Origin of the sequence: Streptomyces sp. TRM49041, from assembly GCF_008271805.1 — a bacterium.
Classification (GTDB): domain Bacteria; phylum Actinomycetota; class Actinomycetes; order Streptomycetales; family Streptomycetaceae; genus Streptomyces.
In genome coordinates, this window is sequence record NZ_VSRY01000122.1 from 46,836 (window position 1) to 66,415 (window position 19,580).

The window sequence follows — 19,580 nt, forward strand, 5'->3', positions numbered from 1 at the left end:
GAGGATGCCAACTTCCCGGCCAAAAGTGGCCGTTAGGACTTACCCGTCGGTAATATGACGGGTAATCTGACCGGCCGTGACCAGTCGAAACACCACAACTCCCACCCGTCGCACGGTCGTCAAGGCAGCCGCCGCCTCCGCCGTCGCCGGGTCGGTGCTCGCCTCCGCCTCGTACGCCGTCGCGAGTACCCACTCCCCCGCCTTCCTGCACGGTGTCGCCTCCGGTGATCCGCTGCCCGACGGGGTCCTGCTCTGGACCCGTGTGACGCCATCCCCCGACGCCACGCCCGCATCCGGAAAGGGTGCCGACACCGACATCAGATGGGAGGTCGCCGAGGACAGAGGCTTCGCGCGGGTCGTCGCGCGGGGGGCCGTCGTCGCGAGCGCCGGCACCGACCACACCGTCAAGGTGGACGTACGCGGGCTGCGGCCGTCGACCACGTACTGGTTCCGGTTCATGGCCGGTGCCGACGGCGTCTCCTCGCCGGTCGGACGGACACGGACCACACCGGCGTACGACGACGCCGCGCCCGGGATCCGGTTCGGGGTGGTGTCGTGCGCCAACTGGGAGGCGGGCTACTTCGCCGCGTACCGTCATCTCGCGGCCCGCGCCGACCTGGACGCGGTTCTGCATCTCGGGGACTACATATACGAGTACGGCTCGGGGACCTACCCGAAGACCGGCCGGGTGCTCCGCGCCCACGAGCCGCGCAACGAGATCGTCAGCCTGGCCGACTACCGGCTCCGGCACGCCACGTACAAGACGGACCCCGACCTCCAGGCCCTGCACGCCGCTCACCCGGTGATCGCCATATGGGACGACCACGAGTTCGCCGACGACACATGGTCGGGCGGGGCCGACAACCACACGCCCGACTCCGAGGGCGACTGGGCCGCGCGCATGACCGCGGCCAAGCGGGCGTACTTCGAGTGGATGCCCGTACGCACCTCCGCCGAAGGCACCGTCTACCGCCGTGTCCGCTACGGCAAGCTCGCCGACCTGCACCTCCTGGACCTGAGGTCCTTCCGCTCCCAGCAGGCGTCCACCGGCAGCGGCGAGGTGGACGACCCGGAGCGTACGATCACCGGCCGCGCCCAGCTGGACTGGCTGAAGGCGGGACTGGCCTCGTCGGACGCCACCTGGCGGCTGGTGGGCACCTCGGTGATGATCTCGCCGGTGGCCTTCGGGTCCCTGCCGGCATATCTGCTGAAGCCCGTCGCCGAGTTGATCGGGCTGCCGACGGGCGGGATCGCGGTCAATGTGGACCAGTGGGACGGGTACACGGACGACCGCCGCGAGCTCCTCGCCCACCTCCAGGAGCGGGCGGTCCGCAACACGGTCTTCCTCACCGGCGACATCCACATGGCATGGGCGAACGACGTGCCGGCGACGGCGGCCACGTACCCGAAATCACCCTCCGCCGCGACGGAGTTCGTGGTCACGTCCGTGACGTCGGACAACCTCGACGACATCCTCCACGTCCCCGCGAACACCGCGTCCCTGGTGGCCTCCGCCGCCATCAAGGCGGCAAACAGGCATGTGCGCTGGCTGGACATGGACCACCACGGCTACGGAGTCCTGGACGTGACCTCCGAGCGGTCGCAGATGGACTACTTCGCACTGTCCGACCGCAAGGATCCGGACGCTTCAGCGAAGTGGACCCGCTCCTACCGGACACTCAGCGGAACGCAGAAGGTCGAGCGGGTGTACAGCCCGGTGCGATGAGATGACTGCAGGAGCGATTTTCAGCCATCCAACGGCAGGTTAACTGAAGATCACAGACCCATGGCGGGTGGCGTGTTCCAGAGATCGAATCCGGACACACCACCCGCTCACGGTGGCGAATTCGTTACATCCGCGTCTCAACTGCCGGGACGCACCGAAGGATTTCCCCCGGATGTCGCCATTTCCTCAACGATTGATTGGGCCGGAACGCTTCTCCTCCACATCTGACATGGGCACGTAATCTCCGGCGGTGGTGAGGAAGGCCCTCCCCAAACCCCCCGCGAGGAGTCACCTATGCGTGCTCTTGCCCGAATATCTCCGCGTTCGCACCGCCGTGCCCTCGGTACGGCCATGCTGGCCGGAACCCTGGCGCTGTTCCCGTTCTCCGCCCCGACGGGCGCCGCGGCGACCGCCCCGCTCGCCGCCGGCGAGGAGTGCGCCGAGGAGACGGGCACGAGCGCCCACGCCCGTGAGTCCCGCCCCTCCGGTGACATCCACAAGCACGAGCCGAACGAGGTCACCGCGGCCAAGGCCGAGACCATGGAGGCCGACCTCCAGAAGAAGCTGAAGGCCGCCAAGTCGAAGGGCCTCGACAGCAGCCGGTTCGACACGGCCTCCGTCGCCACCACCATCCCGGTGTACTTCCACGTCGTCCACGACGGCACCAAGGGCAAGCTGAGCGCCACGGACATCGACAACCAGATGTCCGTCCTCAACTCCGCCTTCGGCGGCCAGGGTGACGGCAACGCCGACTCCGGCTTCCAGTTCACCCTGGCCGGCACCACCTACACGGACAACGCCGCCTGGTACAACCTCTCCTCCGGCTCCACCGAGGAGAAGGCCATGAAGTCCACCCTCCGCCAGGGCGGCGCGGACGCGCTCAACTTCTACACCGCCAACCTCAGCGACGGTCTGCTCGGCTGGGCGACCTTCCCGTCCTCCTACAGGTCCAACCCGTCCATGGACGGTGTCGTCGTCCTCGACTCCTCGCTGCCCGGCGGAACGGCCGCCAACTACAACGAGGGTGACACCGCCACCCACGAGGTCGGCCACTGGATGGGCCTCTACCACACCTTCCAGGGCGGCTGCAACGGCAAGGGCGACTACGTCGAGGACACCGCGGCCGAGAAGAGCCCGGCGTACCAGTGCCCGGAGGGCCGTGACTCCTGCACCCGCAAGGCGGGCGTGGACCCGGTCCACAACTTCATGGACTACACGTACGACTCGTGCATGTACCAGTTCACGGCCGGTCAGGTGCAGCGCATGCAGGACCACTGGACGGCGTACCGCACCTCCTGATCCACTGACGGCCCGAGCCGCTTGACGGCTCGGCGGCGCAAGCCCGGGCACGGTGTGGCGGCGACGCGACACCGTGCCCGGCGCGCGCCCGGCGGCGCGTGCCGCCCCCGGGTCAGAGGGAGTCCAGAAACGCCAGCGCCGTCGCCCACGTCCGCTCGGCCGCTTCCGCCTCGTGGTCGGCCAGGTCCGGGTCGGTGTACAGATGCCCCGCACCCCGGTAGCGGTGGACCTCGACGTCCGCCCCGGCCCTGCCCATCTGGAGGTACCAGGTGTTCAGCCAGTCGTCCGGCTCGAACGGGTCCGGGTCGGCGACATGCAGTTGGACCGGCAGGCCGCCCACCGAGGCGTCCTCGGGCACGTCGTACGTGCCGTGCAGAAGCAGCAGCCCGCGCGTCTTCTCGTCGGCCATGGCCAGCATCTGGGCGAACGCGGCGCCCAGCGAGAACCCCGCGTACACGAGCCCGCCGTCGGAGTGCGGGGCCGCGGCCGAGACGGCGCGCTTCACCAGCTCGTCCCAGCCGATGCGGTCCTTGATCGCCGTGCCCTCCTCCGCGGTTCCGGCGGTTTGGCCGTCGTAGAGGTCGGGCACGTGCACCTGGTGCCCGGCGGCGCGCAGCCGGTCGGCGGCCGCGTGGACGGCCGGGCGTGGACCGTAGACCGAGTGGAACAGAATGATCTCCATTCGGTCATCCTGCCACTTTCCGTCTAGCGTTCGGTGTCATGGAGAACGTGCTGCGTCCGTTGATCGTCCTCGGTGGCTCGGTGGTATTCACCGTGCTCGTCGGCTGGCTCGCCGACCTGTTGCTGCGGCGAGCCGACAGCCGCCACCCGGAGACCCCGCTGTGGGGGCTGCTGCGCCGCTGCGCGCCGCCCCTCCAACTCGTCCTGCTGACCGCGCTGCTGCGCGCCTCGTACCGGGAGACGGACTGGCGGCTCATCCAGGACAACGAGGTGGGGATAGGACGCGGTCTGACCGTCGTACTGATCGGTGCGAGCGCCTGGCTGGTGATGCGAATCGCATCTGCGGCCGTCGAGGCGACGTACGCCCGCTACGCGGCGACGACCCAGGACGCGGACCGGCTGCGCCGAGTGCGTACGCAGGTCAGCCTCATCATGCAGATCCTCACGGCGGTGGTCGCGGTCGTGGCGCTGGCGGCGATGCTGCTGACCTTCCCCGACTTCCGGGCGATCGGTACGTCGGTGCTGGCGTCCGCCGGCATCATCGGCATCGTCGCGGGTGTGGCCGCCCAGTCCACGCTCAGCAATGTCTTCGCCGGGTTCCAGATCGCGTTCGGCGACATGGTGCGGATCGGCGACACGGTGGTGGTGGAGGGCGAGTGGGGCGTGGTCGAGGAGGTCACGCTGACGTTCCTCACCGTACGGACCTGGGACGAGCGCCGGATCACCATGCCCGTCTCGTACTTCACCAGCAAGCCCTTCGAGAACTGGTCGCGCGGCGGGGCAGAGATCACCGGCACGGTCTACTTCCACCTCGACCACGCGGCGCCCGTCCTGCTGATGCGGGAGCGGCTGCGGGAGTTCCTGGGCGAGTCCCCCGCGTGGGACGGCAGGGGCTGGTCGTTGGTGGTGACGGACACCACACCCAGCACCATGGTGGTGCGGGCGGTGGTGACCGCAAAGAACGCCGACGACGTGTGGACGCTGCGGTGCGCCGTACGTGAGCAGTTGATCGCCTGGCTGTACGAGCACCATCCGTACGCGCTGCCCCGCGTGGCCACGACCATGGCACCCGCCCGGTACCCGGGACCCGACGGTGACGGCTCAGCCGTGGAGCCGGGCCACGACCGGGGGGCTTCGCCCCGCGGATAGCACGGACGGGCTGCCGGGCCCGGCGGCGGGCCGGTCAGGGCTCACGCCGCCATGCGAGGGCGCGCCTCAGAGCGTTCGGCGCATGGCGAGGTGCGGTATGCCCGCGTCGGGGAACTCCGCACCGTACGCCTCGTATCCGAGCCGCTCGTAGAAGCCCAGCGCCTGGGTCTGCGCGTGCAGGTCCACCGCGGTCAGGCCGCGCGCCCGCGCCGCGTCCTCGATGGCCCGCACGAGCGCGACGCCGATGCCGAGGCCACGGGCGGCCTTACTGACGGCGAGCCGGCCGAGCGCGCCCACGCCCTCGGCGCCACCGGTCCGGCCGGCCGCGTCCGGGCCGTACAGGAGCCGGCCGGTGCCGAGCGCGACGGCGTCGGCGGTGCGGACGGCGAGGACATGCACGGCCGTCGCGTCGTACGCGTCGTACTCGATCTCCTCGGGCACGCCCTGCTCGACGACGAAGACCTCGCGGCGGACGGCGAAGGCCGACTCCCGGTCCGACTCCGTGAGCACCTCGCGCACCTCGTAGGGGCTCATGCGCTCTCCGCGGCGATGGTGTCCAGCGCGTGCTGGAGGTCGGCCGGGTAGTCGCTCGCGAACTCGACCCACTGGCCGTCCGAGGGGTGCTCGAAGCCCAGCCGCACGGCGTGCAGCCACTGGCGGGTGAGGCCGAGCCGCTTGGCGAGGGTCGGGTCCGCGCCGTACGTCAGGTCGCCGACGCAGGGATGGCGATGCGCGGACATGTGGACGCGGATCTGGTGTGTACGGCCCGTCTCCAGCTTGATGTCGAGCAGGGACGCGGCGCGGTACGCCTCGATCAGGTCGTAGTGCGTGACGGACGGCTTGCCGTCGGCGGTGACCGCCCACTTGTAGTCGTGATTCGGGTGGCGGCCGATCGGCGCGTCGATGGTGCCGCTCAGCGGGTCCGGGTGGCCCTGCACCAGCGCGTGGTACCGCTTGTCGACGACCCGCTCGCGGAACTGGGCCTTCAGCAGCGTGTAGGCGCGCTCGGACTTGGCGACGACCATCAGACCCGACGTGCCGACGTCGAGGCGGTGCACGATGCCCTGGCGCTCGGCGGCGCCGGAGGTGGAGATCCGGTACCCGGCGGCGGCGAGACCGCCGATCACGGTCGTGCCGGTCCAGCCGGGGCTCGGGTGCGCGGCGACGCCGACCGGCTTCACGATCACGACGATGTCGTCGTCGTCATGGACGATCTCCATGCCCTCGACCGGCTCGGCGACGATCTGCACGGGCGCGGGTGCGCCGGGCATCTCGACCTCGAGCCAGGCACCGCCGCTGACCCGCTCGGACTTGCCGACGACGGAGCCGTCGACCAGGACCTTCCCGGAGGCGGCCAGCTCGGCCGCCTTCGTGCGGGAGAATCCGAACATGCGGGCGATGGCGGCGTCGACGCGCTCGCCTTCGAGGCCATCGGGAACGGGCAGCGTACGGATCTCGGGAATCGTGCTCACCCGTCGAGTATGCCTTGTCGGCGGGGTCGCCCGGTCAGCCCTGTGGACAACCGCGGACAGCCGGTCAGTCCTTGTGGACGGTCCCGTCGGGATCCAGGCCCTTGAACGAAAGGATCACGATGAGGAAGCCGCCGCAGACGATCGCCGAGTCCGCGAGGTTGAAGACGGCGAAGTGCGCGGGCGCGATGAAGTCCACGACCGCGCCCTCGAAGACGCCCGGCGCCCGGAAGATCCGGTCGGTGAGGTTGCCGAGCGCCCCGCCCAGCAGCAGACCGAGGGCGATCGCCCAGGGCAGGCTGTACAGCTTCCGCGCCAGCCGCACGATCACGACGATGACGGCGGCCGCGATGACGGTGAAGAGCACCGTGAACGCCTCGCCGATACCGAACGCCGCGCCCGGGTTCCGTACGGCCTCGAACTTGAGCAGACCGTCGATGACCACGATCGGGTCGTGGTGCTCCAGCCGGGCCACGACGAGTATCTTGCTGCCGAGGTCCAGCAGGTAGGCGACGAGGGCCACGGCGAAGAGCGCCACGACCCTGCGCCGGCCCTTGGGCCGCTCGGCGGGAGCCCCGGCCTCGTCGTCAACATCCGGCGTACCGATGACGTGCTCCGCCTCTGCCACGTGAGTCCCTCAACCTAGGTTCCTGACTGTGACGAGGGTACGGCACACGCCTGCGGATCAGCCCCGCCGCTCCTGTTTCTGCTTGTCCTCGACGCAGAGGGTCGCGCGCGGGAACGCCTGCATGCGGGCCTTGCCGATGGGCTTGCCGCAGATCTCGCAGAGTCCGTACGTACCCGCGTCGATCCGCTGCAGTGCGTGCTCGGTCTGCTCCAGCGTCGCGCGGGCGTTCGCGGCCAGGGCCATCTCGTGCTCGCGCGTGATGTTCTTGGTGCCGGTGTCGGCCTCGTCGTGACCGGCGCCTTCCCCGGAGTCCCGCATCAGGCCGGTCAGCGCCGCCTCGGAGGCGGCGATCTCCTCCTGGAGGCGGTGCGCCTCGCTCTCCAGGCCGGCCCGGGCCTCCGCGACCTCCCCGGGCGTCCACGGCTCCTCGCCCGGCCGTACGGCGAGTTCCTCGGGCGCCGCCTCGGCGAGCCCGCGGGCCGGAGGCACAGGCGCGCCGGCCGCCGTGGTCACGTCCGCCGTCTTCTTCGCTGCCACGGTCCTGGCTCCTGTCTCCTCCGCGGCGGCCGCCTCCTTGGCGGCCGCTCTCCTGCCCGGCGCCTTCTTGGCAGACGCCTTCTTCGCGTGCGCTCCGGCGGCGGGCGGCGCGGTCGTCGGCGTCGCCTCCACCGCGGGGGCCTCGACAGCCGTGACCCCGGTGGCCCGCGCTGCCTCGGCGGACGTCTCCGCGGCGGCCGCCCCAGTGGTGGCGGCCTTCGTGGCGGCCTTCGTGGTGGCGGTCTTCCTGCTCGCCGCCTTCGTCGTGGCCGCCTTCCGGGACGGCGCCTTACCGGCAGGCGCTTCCTCGGCTGCCGCCTTCCGGGCGGGTGCCCTCTTCGCAGGCCCCTTCTTTGCCGGTGCCTTCATCACGGGCGCCTCCTCAGCGGCTGCCTTCTTGGCCGGTGCCTTCTTGGCCGGTGCCTTCTTCGCGGCCGCTTTGCCGGCGGCCGCCTTCTTGGCGGGTGCCTTCTTGGCGGGTGCCTTCTTGGCGGCCGCTTTGCCGGCGGCCGCCTTCTTGGTCGATGCTCTCTTGTCGGGTACTTCCTTCGTGGCCGGCTCCTTGGTGGGCACCTGCTTCTTCGCGGGCACCTTCTTGGCCGCCGCCTTCTTCGTGGGCGTGTCCTTGGCGGATGCTTTCCCCGCACGTGACTTCGCGGATGCGCTCCCGGCCGCCTTTTTTTCGGCCGCCCTTTTCGCGGTCGCCTTTCTCGCGGGAGCCTTCTCGGCCACCGTCTCCTCCGCGGCCGCCTTCCGCGCGGCCGCTCTCCCGACGGGGGCCGTCTTCTTCGGGGCAGGCTCCTTGGAGGTGGACCGCGACGTGGTGCTCTTCCTGGCGCCCGTGTTCTTGGCCGACGCCGACCCCGCCGCGGCGGAACGTGTGGACGCCGTCTTCTTGACGGCGGTCTTCTTCGCCACCATGCCGCGGCCCCTTCACATATTGTGATCTCGCTCGCGAATCGTGCTGGGACGATAAATCGACTCCAGCCCCGCGGCAACGGGGCACGCCGCCGGTCCCGGCCAGCCGGTACCCGACCAGGCGAGCCTGCATGGCTTGTGCCCAGCCCCAGGGCCAGTAACCACCGAAATGCCCCCATTAGGGGCAGATCGGGACTCGTATCCCCATTCGGGTCAGTCCAGTCGTCGGCCGCGCCCGGGGAAACCTGTCGGCCGGTGTCCGTGCAGGCCCGTACACTGGGGCGCAGCGAAAGGCGTGGATGGGGACCAGTAGCGTCGCACGCAGCCATGAGCGACCCGGGGACGGTGAGAGCCCGGGGGCCAGCCCGATGTGAAGCATCACCCCGGAGCCGCCGGAAGAACGCCTTGAACAGTGGGCTCCGCCCACGGGCGCAAGGTCAGTAGAACCGGCTTCGCGACCCCAATGAGGGGGCTTCGGGCGTATGTGCCCGGGGCCAAGGAGGGTGGTACCGCGGGAGCAGATGCTCTCGTCCCTCCGACGGAACGACGAACCTGTCCGCCGGAGGATTCGATGTCGCAGTACCGCCAGGTACCCGCCCAGGTCGACCTGCCCGCGCTCGAGCACGCCGTGCTCGATTTCTGGCGCGAGAGCAAGGTCTTCGCCAAGAGCCTCGAGCAGTCCGAGGGACGCCCGGAGTGGGTGTTCTACGAGGGCCCGCCCACGGCCAACGGCATGCCGGGCGCCCACCACATCGAGGCCCGCGTCTTCAAGGACGTCTTCCCGCGCTTCCGCACGATGCGCGGCTATCACGTGGCCCGCAAGGCCGGCTGGGACTGCCACGGCCTGCCGGTGGAGCTCGCCGTCGAGAAGGAGCTGGGCTTCTCCGGCAAGAAGGACATCGAGGCGTACGGCATCGCGGAGTTCAACGCGAAGTGCCGCGAGTCCGTGACCCGGCACACCGACGCGTTCGCCGAGCTGACGACCCGCATGGGCTACTGGGTCGACCTGGACGACGCGTACCGCACGATGGACCCCGAGTACGTCGAGTCGGTGTGGTGGTCCCTGAAGGAGATCTTCGACAAGGGCCTGCTCGTCCAGGACCACCGCGTCGCGCCCTGGTGCCCCCGCTGCGGCACGGGCCTGTCCGACCACGAGCTGGCGCAGGGCTACGAGACGGTCGTCGACCCGTCCGTGTACGTGCGCTTCCCGCTGACGTCCGGCCCGCTCGCGGGCGAGGCGTCGCTGGTCGTGTGGACGACGACCCCGTGGACGCTGGTCTCCAACACCGCCGTCGCCGCGCACCCCGAGGTGACGTACGTCGTCGCGACGGACGGCCGGGAGAAGCTGGTCGTCGCCGAGCCGCTGCTGGAGAAGGCCCTCGGCGAGGGCTGGGAGGCCACGGGGCAGAGGTTCACGGGCGCGGAGATGGAGCGCTGGACGTACCGGCGCCCCTTCGAGCTCGTGGAGTTCCCGAGCACGAGCGAGGGAACGGATCGGCCCAGCCCCCAGGCCGCGCACTTCGTGGTCAACGCCGACTACGTGACCACCGAGGACGGTACGGGTCTGGTCCACCAGGCCCCCGCCTTCGGTGAGGACGACCTCAAGGTGTGCCGCGAGTACGGCATGCCCGTGGTGAACCCGGTCCGCCCGGACGGCACGTTCGACGAGTCCCTGGACCTGGTCGGCGGCGTGTTCTTCAAGAAGGCCGACGAGGCGCTCACCGCCGACCTGGACGCGCGCGGCCTGCTGTTCAAGCACATCGCGTACGAGCACAGCTACCCGCACTGCTGGCGCTGCCACACGGCGCTGCTGTACTACGCGCAGCCGTCCTGGTACATCCGCACGACCGCGGTCAAGGACCGGCTCCTGGAGGAGAACGAGGCGACCAACTGGTTCCCGGACTCCGTCAAGCACGGCCGGTTCGGCGACTGGCTGAACAACAACATCGACTGGGCGCTGTCCCGCAACCGCTACTGGGGCACGCCGCTGCCGGTCTGGCGCTGCGAGGAGAACCACCTCACGTGCGTCGGCTCGCTCACCGAGCTGACCGAGCTGACCGGCACGGACCAGTCGGGCCTGGACCCGCACCGCCCGTACATCGACGACGTCACGTTCCCCTGCACGCACGAGGGCTGCGCGCTGACCGCGACCCGCGTGCCGGAGGTCATCGACGCCTGGTACGACTCGGGTTCGATGCCGTTCGCGCAGTGGGGCTACCCGTACAAGAACAAGGAACTGTTCGAGAAGCGCTACCCGGCGCAGTTCATCTCGGAGGCCATCGACCAGACGCGCGGCTGGTTCTACACGCTGATGGCGGTGGGCACGCTCGTCTTCGACAAGTCGTCGTACGAGAACGTGGTGTGCCTGGGCCACATCCTGGCCGAGGACGGCCGGAAGATGTCCAAGCACCTGGGCAACATCCTCCAGCCGATCCCGCTCATGGACCAGCACGGCGCGGACGCGGTCCGCTGGTTCATGGCGGCCGGCGGCTCGCCCTGGGCCGCGCGCCGGGTCGGTCACGGCACGATCCAGGAGGTCGTCCGCAAGACGCTCCTCACGTACTGGAACACGGTCGCGTTCCAGGCGCTGTACGCGCGTACCTCGGGCTGGGCACCGTCCGAAGCCGACCCGGCCCCGGCCGAGCGGTCGGTACTGGACCGCTGGCTGCTGAGCGAGCTGCACGCGCTGACGGACCAGGTCACACAGGCGCTGGAGGCGTACGACACGCAGCGTGCCGGCAAGCTGCTGTCCGCGTTCGTGGACGACCTGTCGAACTGGTACGTGCGCCGGTCGCGGCGTCGGTTCTGGCAGGGCGACAAGGGCGCGCTGCGCACCCTGCACGAGGTCGTGGAGACGGTCACGCGTCTGATGGCCCCGCTGACCCCGTTCATCACCGAGCGGGTCTGGCAGGACCTGGTGGTCCCGGTCACGCCGGGCGCCCCGGAGTCGGTGCACCTGTCGACGTGGCCGGAGGCGGACCTGTCGGCGATCGACCCGACGCTGTCGCAGCAGATGGCGCTGGTCCGGCGCCTGGTCGAGCTGGGCCGCGCCACACGCGCGGAGTCCGGGGTGAAGACCCGCCAGCCGCTGTCGCGCGCGCTGGTCGCGGCGGCGGGCTTCGAGTCGCTCTCGACGGAGCTGCACGCCCAGATCACGGAGGAGCTGAACGTCTCGTCGCTGGCGTCCCTGTCCGAGGTGGGCGGGTCGCTGGTCGACACGACGGCGAAGGCCAACTTCCGGGCGCTGGGCAAGCGGTTCGGGAAGGGCGTCCAGGACGTCGCCAAGGCCATCGCGGCGGCGGACGCCGCGGCCCTGTCGCTGGCCCTCCGGGACGGCGAGGCCACACTGGAGGTGAACGGCGAGACGATCGTGCTCGCGCCGGACGAGGTGATCATCACCGAGACGCCGCGTGAGGGGTGGTCGGTGGCCTCCGACGCGGGTGCGACGGTCGCGCTGGACCTGGAGATCACGCCGGAGCTGCGGCGTGCGGGCCTGGCGCGGGACGCGATCCGGCTGATCCAGGAGGCGCGTAAGAACAGTGGGCTGGATGTCGCGGACCGGATCGCGCTGCGGTGGTCCTCCTCGGACGAGGAGGTCGCGTCGGCCCTGACGGACCACTCAGCGCTGATCGCGGACGAGGTGTTGGCCACGGACTTCGCGCGCGGCGATGCGGACGGGTCGTACGGTGAGCCGTTCACGGACGAGCCCCTGTCCCTGACCTTCCGCCTCCGCAAGGCGTGAGGCACCCCGGGGCACCGCCCCGGACCGCTGAAGGCCCCGGAATCCGCCCGGCGGATTCCGGGGCTTTCCCTTGGAGAACAGGCCCTTGGAGAACAGGTCTGTGTGTCGGGTGCGGCCCTCGGGAGTTGTGGCGCCCGTTCCGCCGGGGGCCGATGCGGGCGGGATACCGAAAAGGGCCGGGGCCCAGGACGGAAGTCCTGGGCCCCGGCCCTGCCGGTTGCCGACGGCTACGCGCTCACTACGCGGCCGGCTGCGTCAGTTGTCGTCCTCGTCGATGAGGAAGCCACGCATCGGGGACGGTGCCTGCTGCATCGGCTGCGGGGCCTGCGGCCGTACCGGTGCCATCGGCTGCGTCATCGCCGGCGACATCTGCTGCTGGCCGCCGTAGGACGGGCCGTTGCCCATCCCGGGCGATCCGCCCATCGTCTGGTTGCCGCCGTACGACGGGCCGCTCGCGCCGGCCGACGCCATCGACGGGGACGGCGGCAGCGACGGGGCCGCGGACGGGGTGCGCGGCGGGGCCAGCGACTCGTCGCCCTGGCTCTCCAGCTGGCGCAGCTGGCTCTCCAGGTAGGACTTCAGGCGCGTGCGGTACTCGCGCTCGAAGCCGCGCAGGTCCTCGACCTTGCGCTCCAGCGTGGCGCGGGCGGACTCCAGGGAGCCCATCGCGACGCGGTGCTTCTCCTGCGCGTCCCGCTCCAGCGCGTCGGCCTTGGCGCGGGCGTCGCGCTCCAGGCCCTCGGCGCGCGAACGGGCCTCACCGACGATCTTGTTGGCCTCGGAACGGGCCTCCGCGATCGCCTGGTCGGCGGTCTGCTGGGCCAGCGACAGTACGCGCGCGGCGCTGTCTCCGCCGGGACCCTGCTGGGGCATGCCCGGGCCGTGACCGCCCATGGGGCCACCCATCGGACCGCCCATGGGGCCGCCCTGCATGGGACCGGGGCCGTGCGGGCCCTGCGGGCCGCCGTGGCCCTGCGGGCCACCGTGGCTGGGACCGGCCGGCAGCTGCGGCGCACCGCCCGGCAGCTGGGGCGGGCCCATCTGCGGGGGCTGCTGCTGGACCGGCGGTCCGGATATGGCGGCGGGCACGGGACCACCGGGACCAGGACCACCGGGTCCCACGGGCCGTTCCTGCTGCTCCGGTGGTTTGCGCATGGCCTGCTGCTGGTTCTGCGCGGCGGCGCGCGTGGCGGCGGCCAGCTTCGCGCGCAGATCCTCGTTCTCGCGGAGCAGGCGGGTCAGCTCGGCCTCGACCTCGTCGAGGAAGGCATCGACCTCGTCCTCGTCATAGCCTTCTCGGAGACGGACGGTCGTGAACTGCTTGTTCCGCACGTCCTCGGGGGTCAGCGGCATCTCTTCTTCACCTCTACGTAGTCGTCGGCAGTCGGCAGGACCGGATCGCTCACACCCTCATCGCGAAGCCACCCACGATGTTGAGCAGGATGTAGACGATGATCATCAGAACGAAGAAGGACAGGTCGAGTGCCACGCCCCCGAGACGCAACGGCGGGATGAACCGCTGCAGAAGCTTCAGTGGTGGATCGGTGACAGTGTAGGTGGCCTCCAGAACGACCACCATCGCCTTGCCGGGTTGCCATGAACGGGCGAACTGGAAGACGTACTGCATGACCAGCCGGAAGATCAGCAGGATCAGGAAGCACATCAGCGCGATGTAGACAACCTGTAGTGCGACGCCCATCCCGCGTTCCCTCTCCCCTGGCTCTCGTGTACCGGCCTTCCGGCCGGGTCGTTCCCGGTGTCGTGTCTCAGCTCTGGTTGAAGAATCCGCCCTCTGCGATGCGGGCCTTGTCCTCCGCCGTGACATCGACGTTAGCAGGCGACAACAGGAACACCTTCTGCGTCACTCGCTCAATGCTGCCATGCAGCCCGAAGACGAGACCGGCGGCAAAGTCGACAAGTCGCTTCGCGTCCGTGTCATCCATCTCGGTGAGGTTCATGATCACAGGCGTGCCCTCGCGGAAGTGTTCCCCGATGGTACGGGCCTCGTTGTAGGTGCGGGGGTGCAGCGTCGTGATGCGGTAGGGCTCCCGCTCGGACACGACCTTGGGCATGATCACCGGTGCGTTCTTCTCCAGGCTCGGGCGTTCAGGTGTGATGGACGCCACGGGGGCGATTCGGGCGGGTCGTCCGCTCTCAGCGGGAAGCGGAACGGGGTCGCGCTGAACCGGAGGCTGCGCTACCGGCACACGGACCGGCTCCTCGCGCTCCACCTGGCGCGGAGGCTGGTGACGCCGCCGGTCGCGCTCGGGCTCCGGCTCGAGCTCGGGTTCGAAGTCGTCGTCGGGGTCGAATCCCCGGCCGTCGTACCCATCGTCCTCCACGAGGCCGAGGTAGACCGCCATCTTGCGCATCGCGCCGGCCATTCTCCGATTCCTCCGCTCTGTGGTGGATCGGCAACGTCAGGTCGCGCCCGCGATCCACTGGGCCTGTCCGCTGTTCGGCGGAAAAGACCATATTTTCTACTGTGGTCCGACTTGCTTCGCGACGTTACCCGAGCCGAGGTCGGACTCCGAGCACCGCCGTACCGATGCGCACATGTGTCGCTCCGGCCGCCACCGCGTCCTCGAGGTCCGCACTCATCCCTGCTGACACCATGTTCGCAGCCGGGCGGGTCGCGCGCAGGCTGGATGAGAATTCCATCAGCCGGTCGAAAGCGGCCCGTTGACGGCCCGCGTAGGGCCCGGCCAGCGGCGCCACGGTCATCAGACCGCCGAGCCGGAGCCCGGGCGCGTCGTCGACGGCCGCCGCCAACTCCTCGATGCCCTCCGGCGCGACGCCCCCGCGCTCGCCCCGCTCGCCGGACTGGGCGTCGAGCGCCACCTGGAGCAGACAGTCGACCTCCCGCCGGGCCCGCACGGCGGCCGAGGACAGTGCCGAAACCAGCTTCAACCGGTCGACCGACTGCACGACCTGGGCATAACCGACCACGGAACGCACCTTGTTGGTCTGGAGCTGACCGACGAAGTGCCAGATCAGATCGAGATCGGCGCAGGCGGCGGCCTTAGGGGCGGCGTCCTGGTCCCGGTTCTCGGCGACATGGCGGACGCCGAGTTCATGGAGGAGCCGGACATCGTCGGCGGGGTACGTCTTGGTGACCACGATCAGGGTCACGTCCTCGCGCGGGCGTCCGGCCGCCGCGCAGGCGGCGACGATACGTTCCTCCACCCGCGCCAGATTCTCCGCGAGTTCGGTCCTGCGGTCCGTCATGCCCTACCGTCCAACCAGACATATCCGGCGAGCCGCCCGGTGGTGCGGTCCCGGCGGTACGAGAAGTGGTCGCCCGACTCGCGGGTGCAGACACCGGAGGCCCGCCGGTCGCGTACGCCCAGTCGCTCCAGCTGGGCGTGGACCCCGGCGACGACGTCGACGGCCGGGGTTCCCCAGCTGGTCTCGGCCCGGGCGGCCGGCTCGACCGCGGCGACGTCGGCGCGCATGGCCTCGGGCACCTCGTAGCAGCGGCCGCAGACGGCCGGGCCTGTTCTGGCGACGATCCGGGACGGCTCCGCCCCGAGTGTGATCATGGTCTCCACCGCCGCCGGGACGACCCCCGTCACCATGCCGGGGCGTCCCGCGTGGGCCGCGGCCACGACACCCGCCGCCGGATCGGCGAGCAGTACGGGAACACAGTCGGCGGTGAGTACGGCGAGCGGGAGGCCGCGTCGGGCGGTGACGACGGCGTCCCCTTCCGGAACTTCCGCTTCCGCCGGCCAGGGGCCGTCGACCACATGGACGTCCCGGCCGTGCACCTGGTTCATCCAGACGACCGGGCCCGGGTCGATGCCGAGCGTCTCGGCGGCGAGCTTCCGGTTGGCAAGTACGGCGGCGGGGTCGTCACCGACGGCGCCGCCGAGGTTGAGCTCCTCGTACGGAACGGCGCTCACCCCGCCCCACCGGTCGGTGAAGGCGAAATGCGCGCCGTCCACGGTGTCGTGCTGCCCTATCACGTCAGGATCACTTCAGGCCGTCACTTCAGGAAGTCGGGGACGTCCAGCTCTTCGGCCTGGGTGTCCTGGTAGGGGCGGGTCGTCGGGATCGACGGCGGTGTGACCGGCGAGAGCGGGGTCTCTCCGGCCACCGGAGCCGGCTCGGCCGGGGTGGCCGGGGGCTCCTCGCGTACCGGGACCGCGCCGAGGCCGCTGCTCACGGGGCGCGCGGGCTCGGTGGCGCGCGGCGGGGGCGGGGCGGACTCCTCGCGCTTGGGCGCCGAGGCACCGAGGACGTTGTCGCGCCGGGCGGGCGGCTGGCCGCCGTCGAAACCGGCCGCGATGACCGTGACCCGTACCTCGTCACCCAGGGCGTCGTCGATGACGGCACCGAAGATGATGTTGGCCTCGGGGTGGGCGGCCTCACTTACCAGCTGGGCAGCTTCGTTGATCTCGAACAGGCCGAGGTCGGAGCCGCCGGAGATGGAGAGCAGTACGCCGCGGGCGCCGTCGATGGACGCCTCCAGGAGTGGCGAGGAGATCGCCATCTCCGCGGCAGCCACGGCGCGGTCGTCACCACGCGCGGAACCGATGCCCATGAGCGCCGAGCCGGCCTCGGACATGACCGACTTGACGTCGGCGAAGTCGAGGTTGATGAGGCCCGGCGTGGTGATGAGGTCCGTGATTCCCTGGACACCGGAGAGGAGCACCTGGTCGGCGGACTTGAACGCGTCGAGCACGCTGACCTGGCGGTCCGAGATGGACAGCAGCCGGTCGTTGGGGATGACGATGAGGGTGTCGACTTCTTCGCGGAGCTCGGCGATGCCGTCCTCCGCCTGGTTGGCGCGGCGCCGGCCCTCGAAGGTGAAGGGACGGGTGACCACACCGATGGTCAGGGCGCCGAGGGAGCGCGCGATGTTGGCGACGACGGGTGCGCCGCCGGTGCCGGTGCCGCCGCCCTCACCGGCGGTGACGAAGACCATGTCGGCCCCCTTGAGGACCTCCTCGATCTCCTCACGGTGGTCCTCTGCCGCCTTGCGACCGACTGCCGGGTTGGCCCCGGCCCCGAGGCCGCGGGTGAGTTCGCGACCGACGTCCAGCTTGACGTCGGCGTCGCTCATCAACAGAGCTTGTGCGTCAGTGTTGATGGCGATGAACTCGACGCCCTTGAGACCGACCTCGATCATTCGGTTGATGGCATTGACACCACCGCCGCCGACACCGATGACCTTGATGACTGCGAGGTAGTTCTGCGGTGCTGCCACGTCGAAGGCCTCTCGCCTCGAGTTACGTGCCGCCGCTCCGCGCTGCGTGGCGCGCCGCGACGGCGGATGCCGAAGGGACGGTCCGAATCGCCGACCCAAACCCTAACGTTAAAGTTTAGGGTTACCAGTGTGCCTGCTCCCTGGACTCTTCCGAACAGGACACTAAGTCGACAAGTGGCGCACGTTCAACGAACACGCCGAACCTCCCGTTTTTCTTTTCACCCTATGTGATCGCCCATAGCGCTGACCAACCAGGGTGCTGGCCAGCGCAGATGTGCGTCAACTCCGCGATGCGGCAGGGGCGCTCGGAGCGCTCACGTCGAAGTGCCCGGCTTTGGGCGCCGCCTTCATCAGTGCGAGAAGCGCACGCGCCTTCGCCTCGCGGTCCTCGCCGCTCCCCCAGAACACCGTCCGGCCGCCCGTCAGCTCCAGCGTGAGGGAGTCGTACGAACGCACCCGCACGGACAGCAGGTCCCGGCCGATCCGGTCAGGGAGGCCGGCCGCCACGCCGACCGCCTCACGGGTCAGCCGGCCGGCGTCGAAGCGGCGCAGGCTCGGCGACCGGTCGGCCGAGAGATGCAGCAGAGGCACCCCGGCGGGGGCGGTGCCGACCGTGGCGTAGCGGACGCCCTTCGCGTCCACCTCGATGTACTCACCGCCCCGTTGGACCAGCAGAACCGGTTCACGTTCGGTCACTTCGAGACCGATTCCGTGCGGCCATGAGCGGACGACGTCGACCGAGTCGATGCGGGGCAGCTTCCGGCGGAGCCGCTCCTCGATGGCGTCCGTGTCGACGGAGACCAGGGGCGCGCCGAGGGGTGCGGCGGCCGCGGATCTGACCTGGCCGGGCGTCAGAACCCGCGTGCCGGACACGGTGACGTCCTCGACGCGCAACCAGGCGGAGCCGTACAGGAGCCAGACCCCGCTCCCGACGAGCGTGAGCGCGGCGAGGGCGAGGAGCAGGGCGCTGCGGCGGCGCGTCAGGCGTCGCCGCCCACCGCCGTCCTCCTCCGGGTCCCGCTGCTGGGCGGACCGGCCCGGCGACCCGCCCGCGGGCCCCTTGGCGCCGCGCTCCGCGGTCGTCGGTCCGGCCATGCTCCCTGCCCTTCCCTCAGCCGGGACACGCCCCTACCGGCGTGCCGCGATCGCCTCGTAGACCATGCCGACGAGCAGCTGGTCGGCGTCCCGGCGGCCGAACTCGGCGGCGGCCCGGGACATCTCGTACAGCCGGTGCGGGTCGGCGAGCACGGGGAGGACGTTGCCCTGGACCCACTCGGGGGTCAGCTCGGCGTCGTCGACCAGCAGACCGCCGCCGGCCTTGACCACCGGCTGGGCGTTGAGCCGCTGTTCGCCGTTGCCGATCGGCAGCGGGACGTACGCGGCGGGGAGCCCGACGGCGGAGAGTTCGGCGACGGTCATCGCGCCCGCCCGGCAGAGCATCATGTCCGCGGCGGCGTATGCGAGGTCCATCCGGTCCACATACGGTACCGGGATGTACGGCGGCATACCGGGCATGTTGTCGACGTGTGGCACCTCGTTCTTCGGGCCCACCGCGTGCAGGATCTGGATCCCGGAGCGCTGGAGCACCGGGGCGATCTGCTGCACCACCTCGTTGAGCCGGCGGGCACCCTGAGAGCCGCCGGAGACCAGCAGTGTGGGCAGGTTCGGGTCGAGCCCGAACGCGGCGCGCGCCTCGGGGCGGACCCGGGCACGGTCGAGGGTCGCGATCGTGTGGCGCAGCGGGATCCCGATGTAGCGGGCGTTGCGCAGCTTGCTGTCGGGCGTGGCGACGGCGACCGCCGATGCGTACCGGGAGCCGATCTTGTTGGCCAGGCCCGGCCGGGCGTTGGCCTCGTGGACGACGATCGGCACGCCGAGCCGTTTGGCGGCCAGGTAGCCGGGCAGCGCCACATAGCCGCCGAAGCCGACGACGCAGTCCGCCTTGGTGCGCTCGAGGACCTGCTCGGCGGCCTTGATCGTGCCGCGCAGCCGCCCGGGCACGGTGATCAGCTCGGGGGTGGGCTTGCGCGGCAGTGGTACGGCGGGGATGAGCGCCAGCTCGTAGCCCCGCTCGGGCACGAGCCGGGTCTCCAGCCCCCGCTCCGTACCGAGGGCCGTGATCCCCATGCTCGGGTCCTGCCTGCGCAGGGCATCCGCGAGGGCGAGCGCGGGCTCGATGTGGCCGGCGGTCCCCCCGCCGGCGAGTACGACATGCACCGAAA

General features: G+C 70.6%; 17 protein-coding genes. 4 read left to right on the forward strand and 13 right to left on the reverse strand.

What is annotated here, in order from left to right; translation table 11 throughout:
• Positions 1-76 precede the first annotated feature (76 nt).
• Together FVS66_RS14475 and FVS66_RS14480 are read left to right on the forward strand one after the other, a co-directional pair.
• Positions 77-1,726 (forward strand): alkaline phosphatase D family protein, encoded by a 1,650-nt coding sequence (locus FVS66_RS14475; RefSeq protein ID WP_149181599.1) that lies wholly within the window; start codon positions 77-79, stop codon positions 1,724-1,726.
• Positions 1,727-2,077: 351 nt separating this feature from the next.
• Positions 2,078-3,025: a zinc metalloprotease gene (locus FVS66_RS14480; protein ID WP_399225546.1), complete on the forward strand. Its 948-nt coding sequence runs from the start codon at positions 2,078-2,080 to the stop codon at positions 3,023-3,025.
• A gap of 112 nt (positions 3,026-3,137) precedes the next feature.
• Here the strand turns inward: FVS66_RS14480 and FVS66_RS14485 are convergent, their stop codons facing one another.
• Positions 3,138-3,707 (reverse strand): dienelactone hydrolase family protein, encoded by a 570-nt coding sequence (locus FVS66_RS14485; RefSeq protein ID WP_149181601.1) that lies wholly within the window; start codon positions 3,705-3,707, stop codon positions 3,138-3,140.
• 38 nt (positions 3,708-3,745) lie between these two features.
• Here FVS66_RS14485 and FVS66_RS14490 point away from each other — a divergent pair, with 38 nt between their 5' ends.
• The gene (locus tag FVS66_RS14490; RefSeq protein ID WP_149181602.1) at positions 3,746-4,855 is read left to right on the forward strand and encodes a mechanosensitive ion channel family protein; all 1,110 of its coding nucleotides are present in this window, start codon (positions 3,746-3,748) and stop codon (positions 4,853-4,855) included.
• 66 nt (positions 4,856-4,921) lie between these two features.
• On the opposite strand, the gene FVS66_RS14495 is transcribed toward FVS66_RS14490, so the two are convergent.
• The 4 genes from FVS66_RS14495 to FVS66_RS14510 all read right to left on the reverse strand — a co-directional run bounded on the left by FVS66_RS14495 (position 4,922) and on the right by FVS66_RS14510 (position 8,410).
• Positions 4,922-5,389, reverse strand: coding sequence for a GNAT family N-acetyltransferase (locus tag FVS66_RS14495; protein ID WP_149181603.1), 468 nt, complete (start codon positions 5,387-5,389; stop codon positions 4,922-4,924).
• Complete coding sequence (locus tag FVS66_RS14500) at positions 5,386-6,327, reverse strand: RluA family pseudouridine synthase (protein WP_149181604.1); 942 nt, start codon at positions 6,325-6,327, stop codon at positions 5,386-5,388. The genes FVS66_RS14495 and FVS66_RS14500 overlap by 4 nt, the downstream gene beginning before the upstream one ends.
• 64 nt (positions 6,328-6,391) lie before the next feature.
• On the reverse strand, positions 6,392-6,952 hold the full coding sequence (gene lspA / locus FVS66_RS14505) for a signal peptidase II (RefSeq protein ID WP_149181605.1): 561 nt from the start codon (positions 6,950-6,952) through the stop codon (positions 6,392-6,394).
• A gap of 57 nt (positions 6,953-7,009) precedes the next feature.
• Positions 7,010-8,410 (reverse strand): histone H1-like repetitive region-containing protein, encoded by a 1,401-nt coding sequence (locus FVS66_RS14510; RefSeq protein WP_149181606.1) that lies wholly within the window; start codon positions 8,408-8,410, stop codon positions 7,010-7,012.
• A gap of 568 nt (positions 8,411-8,978) precedes the next feature.
• Between FVS66_RS14510 and ileS the strand changes: the two genes are divergently transcribed.
• The gene (ileS, locus tag FVS66_RS14515; RefSeq protein WP_149181607.1) at positions 8,979-12,149 is read left to right on the forward strand and encodes an isoleucine--tRNA ligase; all 3,171 of its coding nucleotides are present in this window, start codon (positions 8,979-8,981) and stop codon (positions 12,147-12,149) included.
• A 255-nt stretch (positions 12,150-12,404) separates the two neighbouring features.
• Here ileS and FVS66_RS14520 read toward each other — a convergent pair whose 3' ends face one another.
• The 8 genes from FVS66_RS14520 to murG all read right to left on the reverse strand — a co-directional run bounded on the left by FVS66_RS14520 (position 12,405) and on the right by murG (position 19,575).
• A complete protein-coding gene (locus FVS66_RS14520) occupies positions 12,405-13,502 on the reverse strand; it encodes a DivIVA domain-containing protein (protein WP_149181608.1) in 1,098 nt (365 codons plus the stop codon).
• Positions 13,503-13,551: 49 nt separating this feature from the next.
• Entirely contained in the window at positions 13,552-13,848 is a 297-nt protein-coding gene (locus FVS66_RS14525) for a YggT family protein (protein WP_149181609.1), read from the reverse strand.
• A gap of 67 nt (positions 13,849-13,915) precedes the next feature.
• The gene (locus FVS66_RS14530) at positions 13,916-14,533 is read right to left on the reverse strand and encodes a cell division protein SepF (RefSeq protein WP_149181610.1); all 618 of its coding nucleotides are present in this window, start codon (positions 14,531-14,533) and stop codon (positions 13,916-13,918) included.
• Positions 14,534-14,657: 124 nt separating this feature from the next.
• Entirely contained in the window at positions 14,658-15,377 is a 720-nt protein-coding gene (locus FVS66_RS14535) for a YggS family pyridoxal phosphate-dependent enzyme (protein ID WP_149181611.1), read from the reverse strand.
• The gene (pgeF, locus tag FVS66_RS14540) at positions 15,374-16,114 is read right to left on the reverse strand and encodes a peptidoglycan editing factor PgeF (protein ID WP_149181612.1); all 741 of its coding nucleotides are present in this window, start codon (positions 16,112-16,114) and stop codon (positions 15,374-15,376) included. The genes FVS66_RS14535 and pgeF overlap by 4 nt, the downstream gene beginning before the upstream one ends.
• A 20-nt stretch (positions 16,115-16,134) precedes the next feature.
• Positions 16,135-17,358, reverse strand: a complete 1,224-nt coding sequence (gene ftsZ, locus FVS66_RS14545; protein WP_149181613.1) for a cell division protein FtsZ — start codon at positions 17,356-17,358, stop codon at positions 16,135-16,137.
• A gap of 279 nt (positions 17,359-17,637) precedes the next feature.
• Complete coding sequence (locus tag FVS66_RS14550) at positions 17,638-18,453, reverse strand: FtsQ-type POTRA domain-containing protein (protein ID WP_149181614.1); 816 nt, start codon at positions 18,451-18,453, stop codon at positions 17,638-17,640.
• 33 nt (positions 18,454-18,486) lie between these two features.
• Complete coding sequence (murG, locus tag FVS66_RS14555; RefSeq protein ID WP_149181615.1) at positions 18,487-19,575, reverse strand: undecaprenyldiphospho-muramoylpentapeptide beta-N-acetylglucosaminyltransferase; 1,089 nt, start codon at positions 19,573-19,575, stop codon at positions 18,487-18,489.
• Between the last annotated feature and the right edge of the window lie 5 nt (positions 19,576-19,580).

Bases quoted from the DNA above. Each gene is read 5' to 3' on its own strand.
- FVS66_RS14480 (WP_399225546.1), top strand. From the start codon at position 2,078: ATGCTGGCCGGAACCCTGGCGCTGTTCCCGTTCTCCGCCCCGACGGGC.
- FVS66_RS14485 (WP_149181601.1), bottom strand. From the start codon at position 3,707: ATGGAGATCATTCTGTTCCACTCGGTCTACGGTCCACGCCCGGCCGTC.
- FVS66_RS14490 (WP_149181602.1), top strand. From the start codon at position 3,746: ATGGAGAACGTGCTGCGTCCGTTGATCGTCCTCGGTGGCTCGGTGGTA.
- FVS66_RS14495 (WP_149181603.1), bottom strand. From the start codon at position 5,389: ATGAGCCCCTACGAGGTGCGCGAGGTGCTCACGGAGTCGGACCGGGAG.
- FVS66_RS14510 (WP_149181606.1), bottom strand. From the start codon at position 8,410: ATGGTGGCGAAGAAGACCGCCGTCAAGAAGACGGCGTCCACACGTTCC.
- ileS (WP_149181607.1), top strand. From the start codon at position 8,979: ATGTCGCAGTACCGCCAGGTACCCGCCCAGGTCGACCTGCCCGCGCTC.
- FVS66_RS14520 (WP_149181608.1), bottom strand. From the start codon at position 13,502: ATGCCGCTGACCCCCGAGGACGTGCGGAACAAGCAGTTCACGACCGTC.
- FVS66_RS14525 (WP_149181609.1), bottom strand. From the start codon at position 13,848: ATGGGCGTCGCACTACAGGTTGTCTACATCGCGCTGATGTGCTTCCTG.
- FVS66_RS14530 (WP_149181610.1), bottom strand. From the start codon at position 14,533: ATGGCCGGCGCGATGCGCAAGATGGCGGTCTACCTCGGCCTCGTGGAG.
- FVS66_RS14535 (WP_149181611.1), bottom strand. From the start codon at position 15,377: ATGACGGACCGCAGGACCGAACTCGCGGAGAATCTGGCGCGGGTGGAG.
- FVS66_RS14550 (WP_149181614.1), bottom strand. From the start codon at position 18,453: ATGGCCGGACCGACGACCGCGGAGCGCGGCGCCAAGGGGCCCGCGGGC.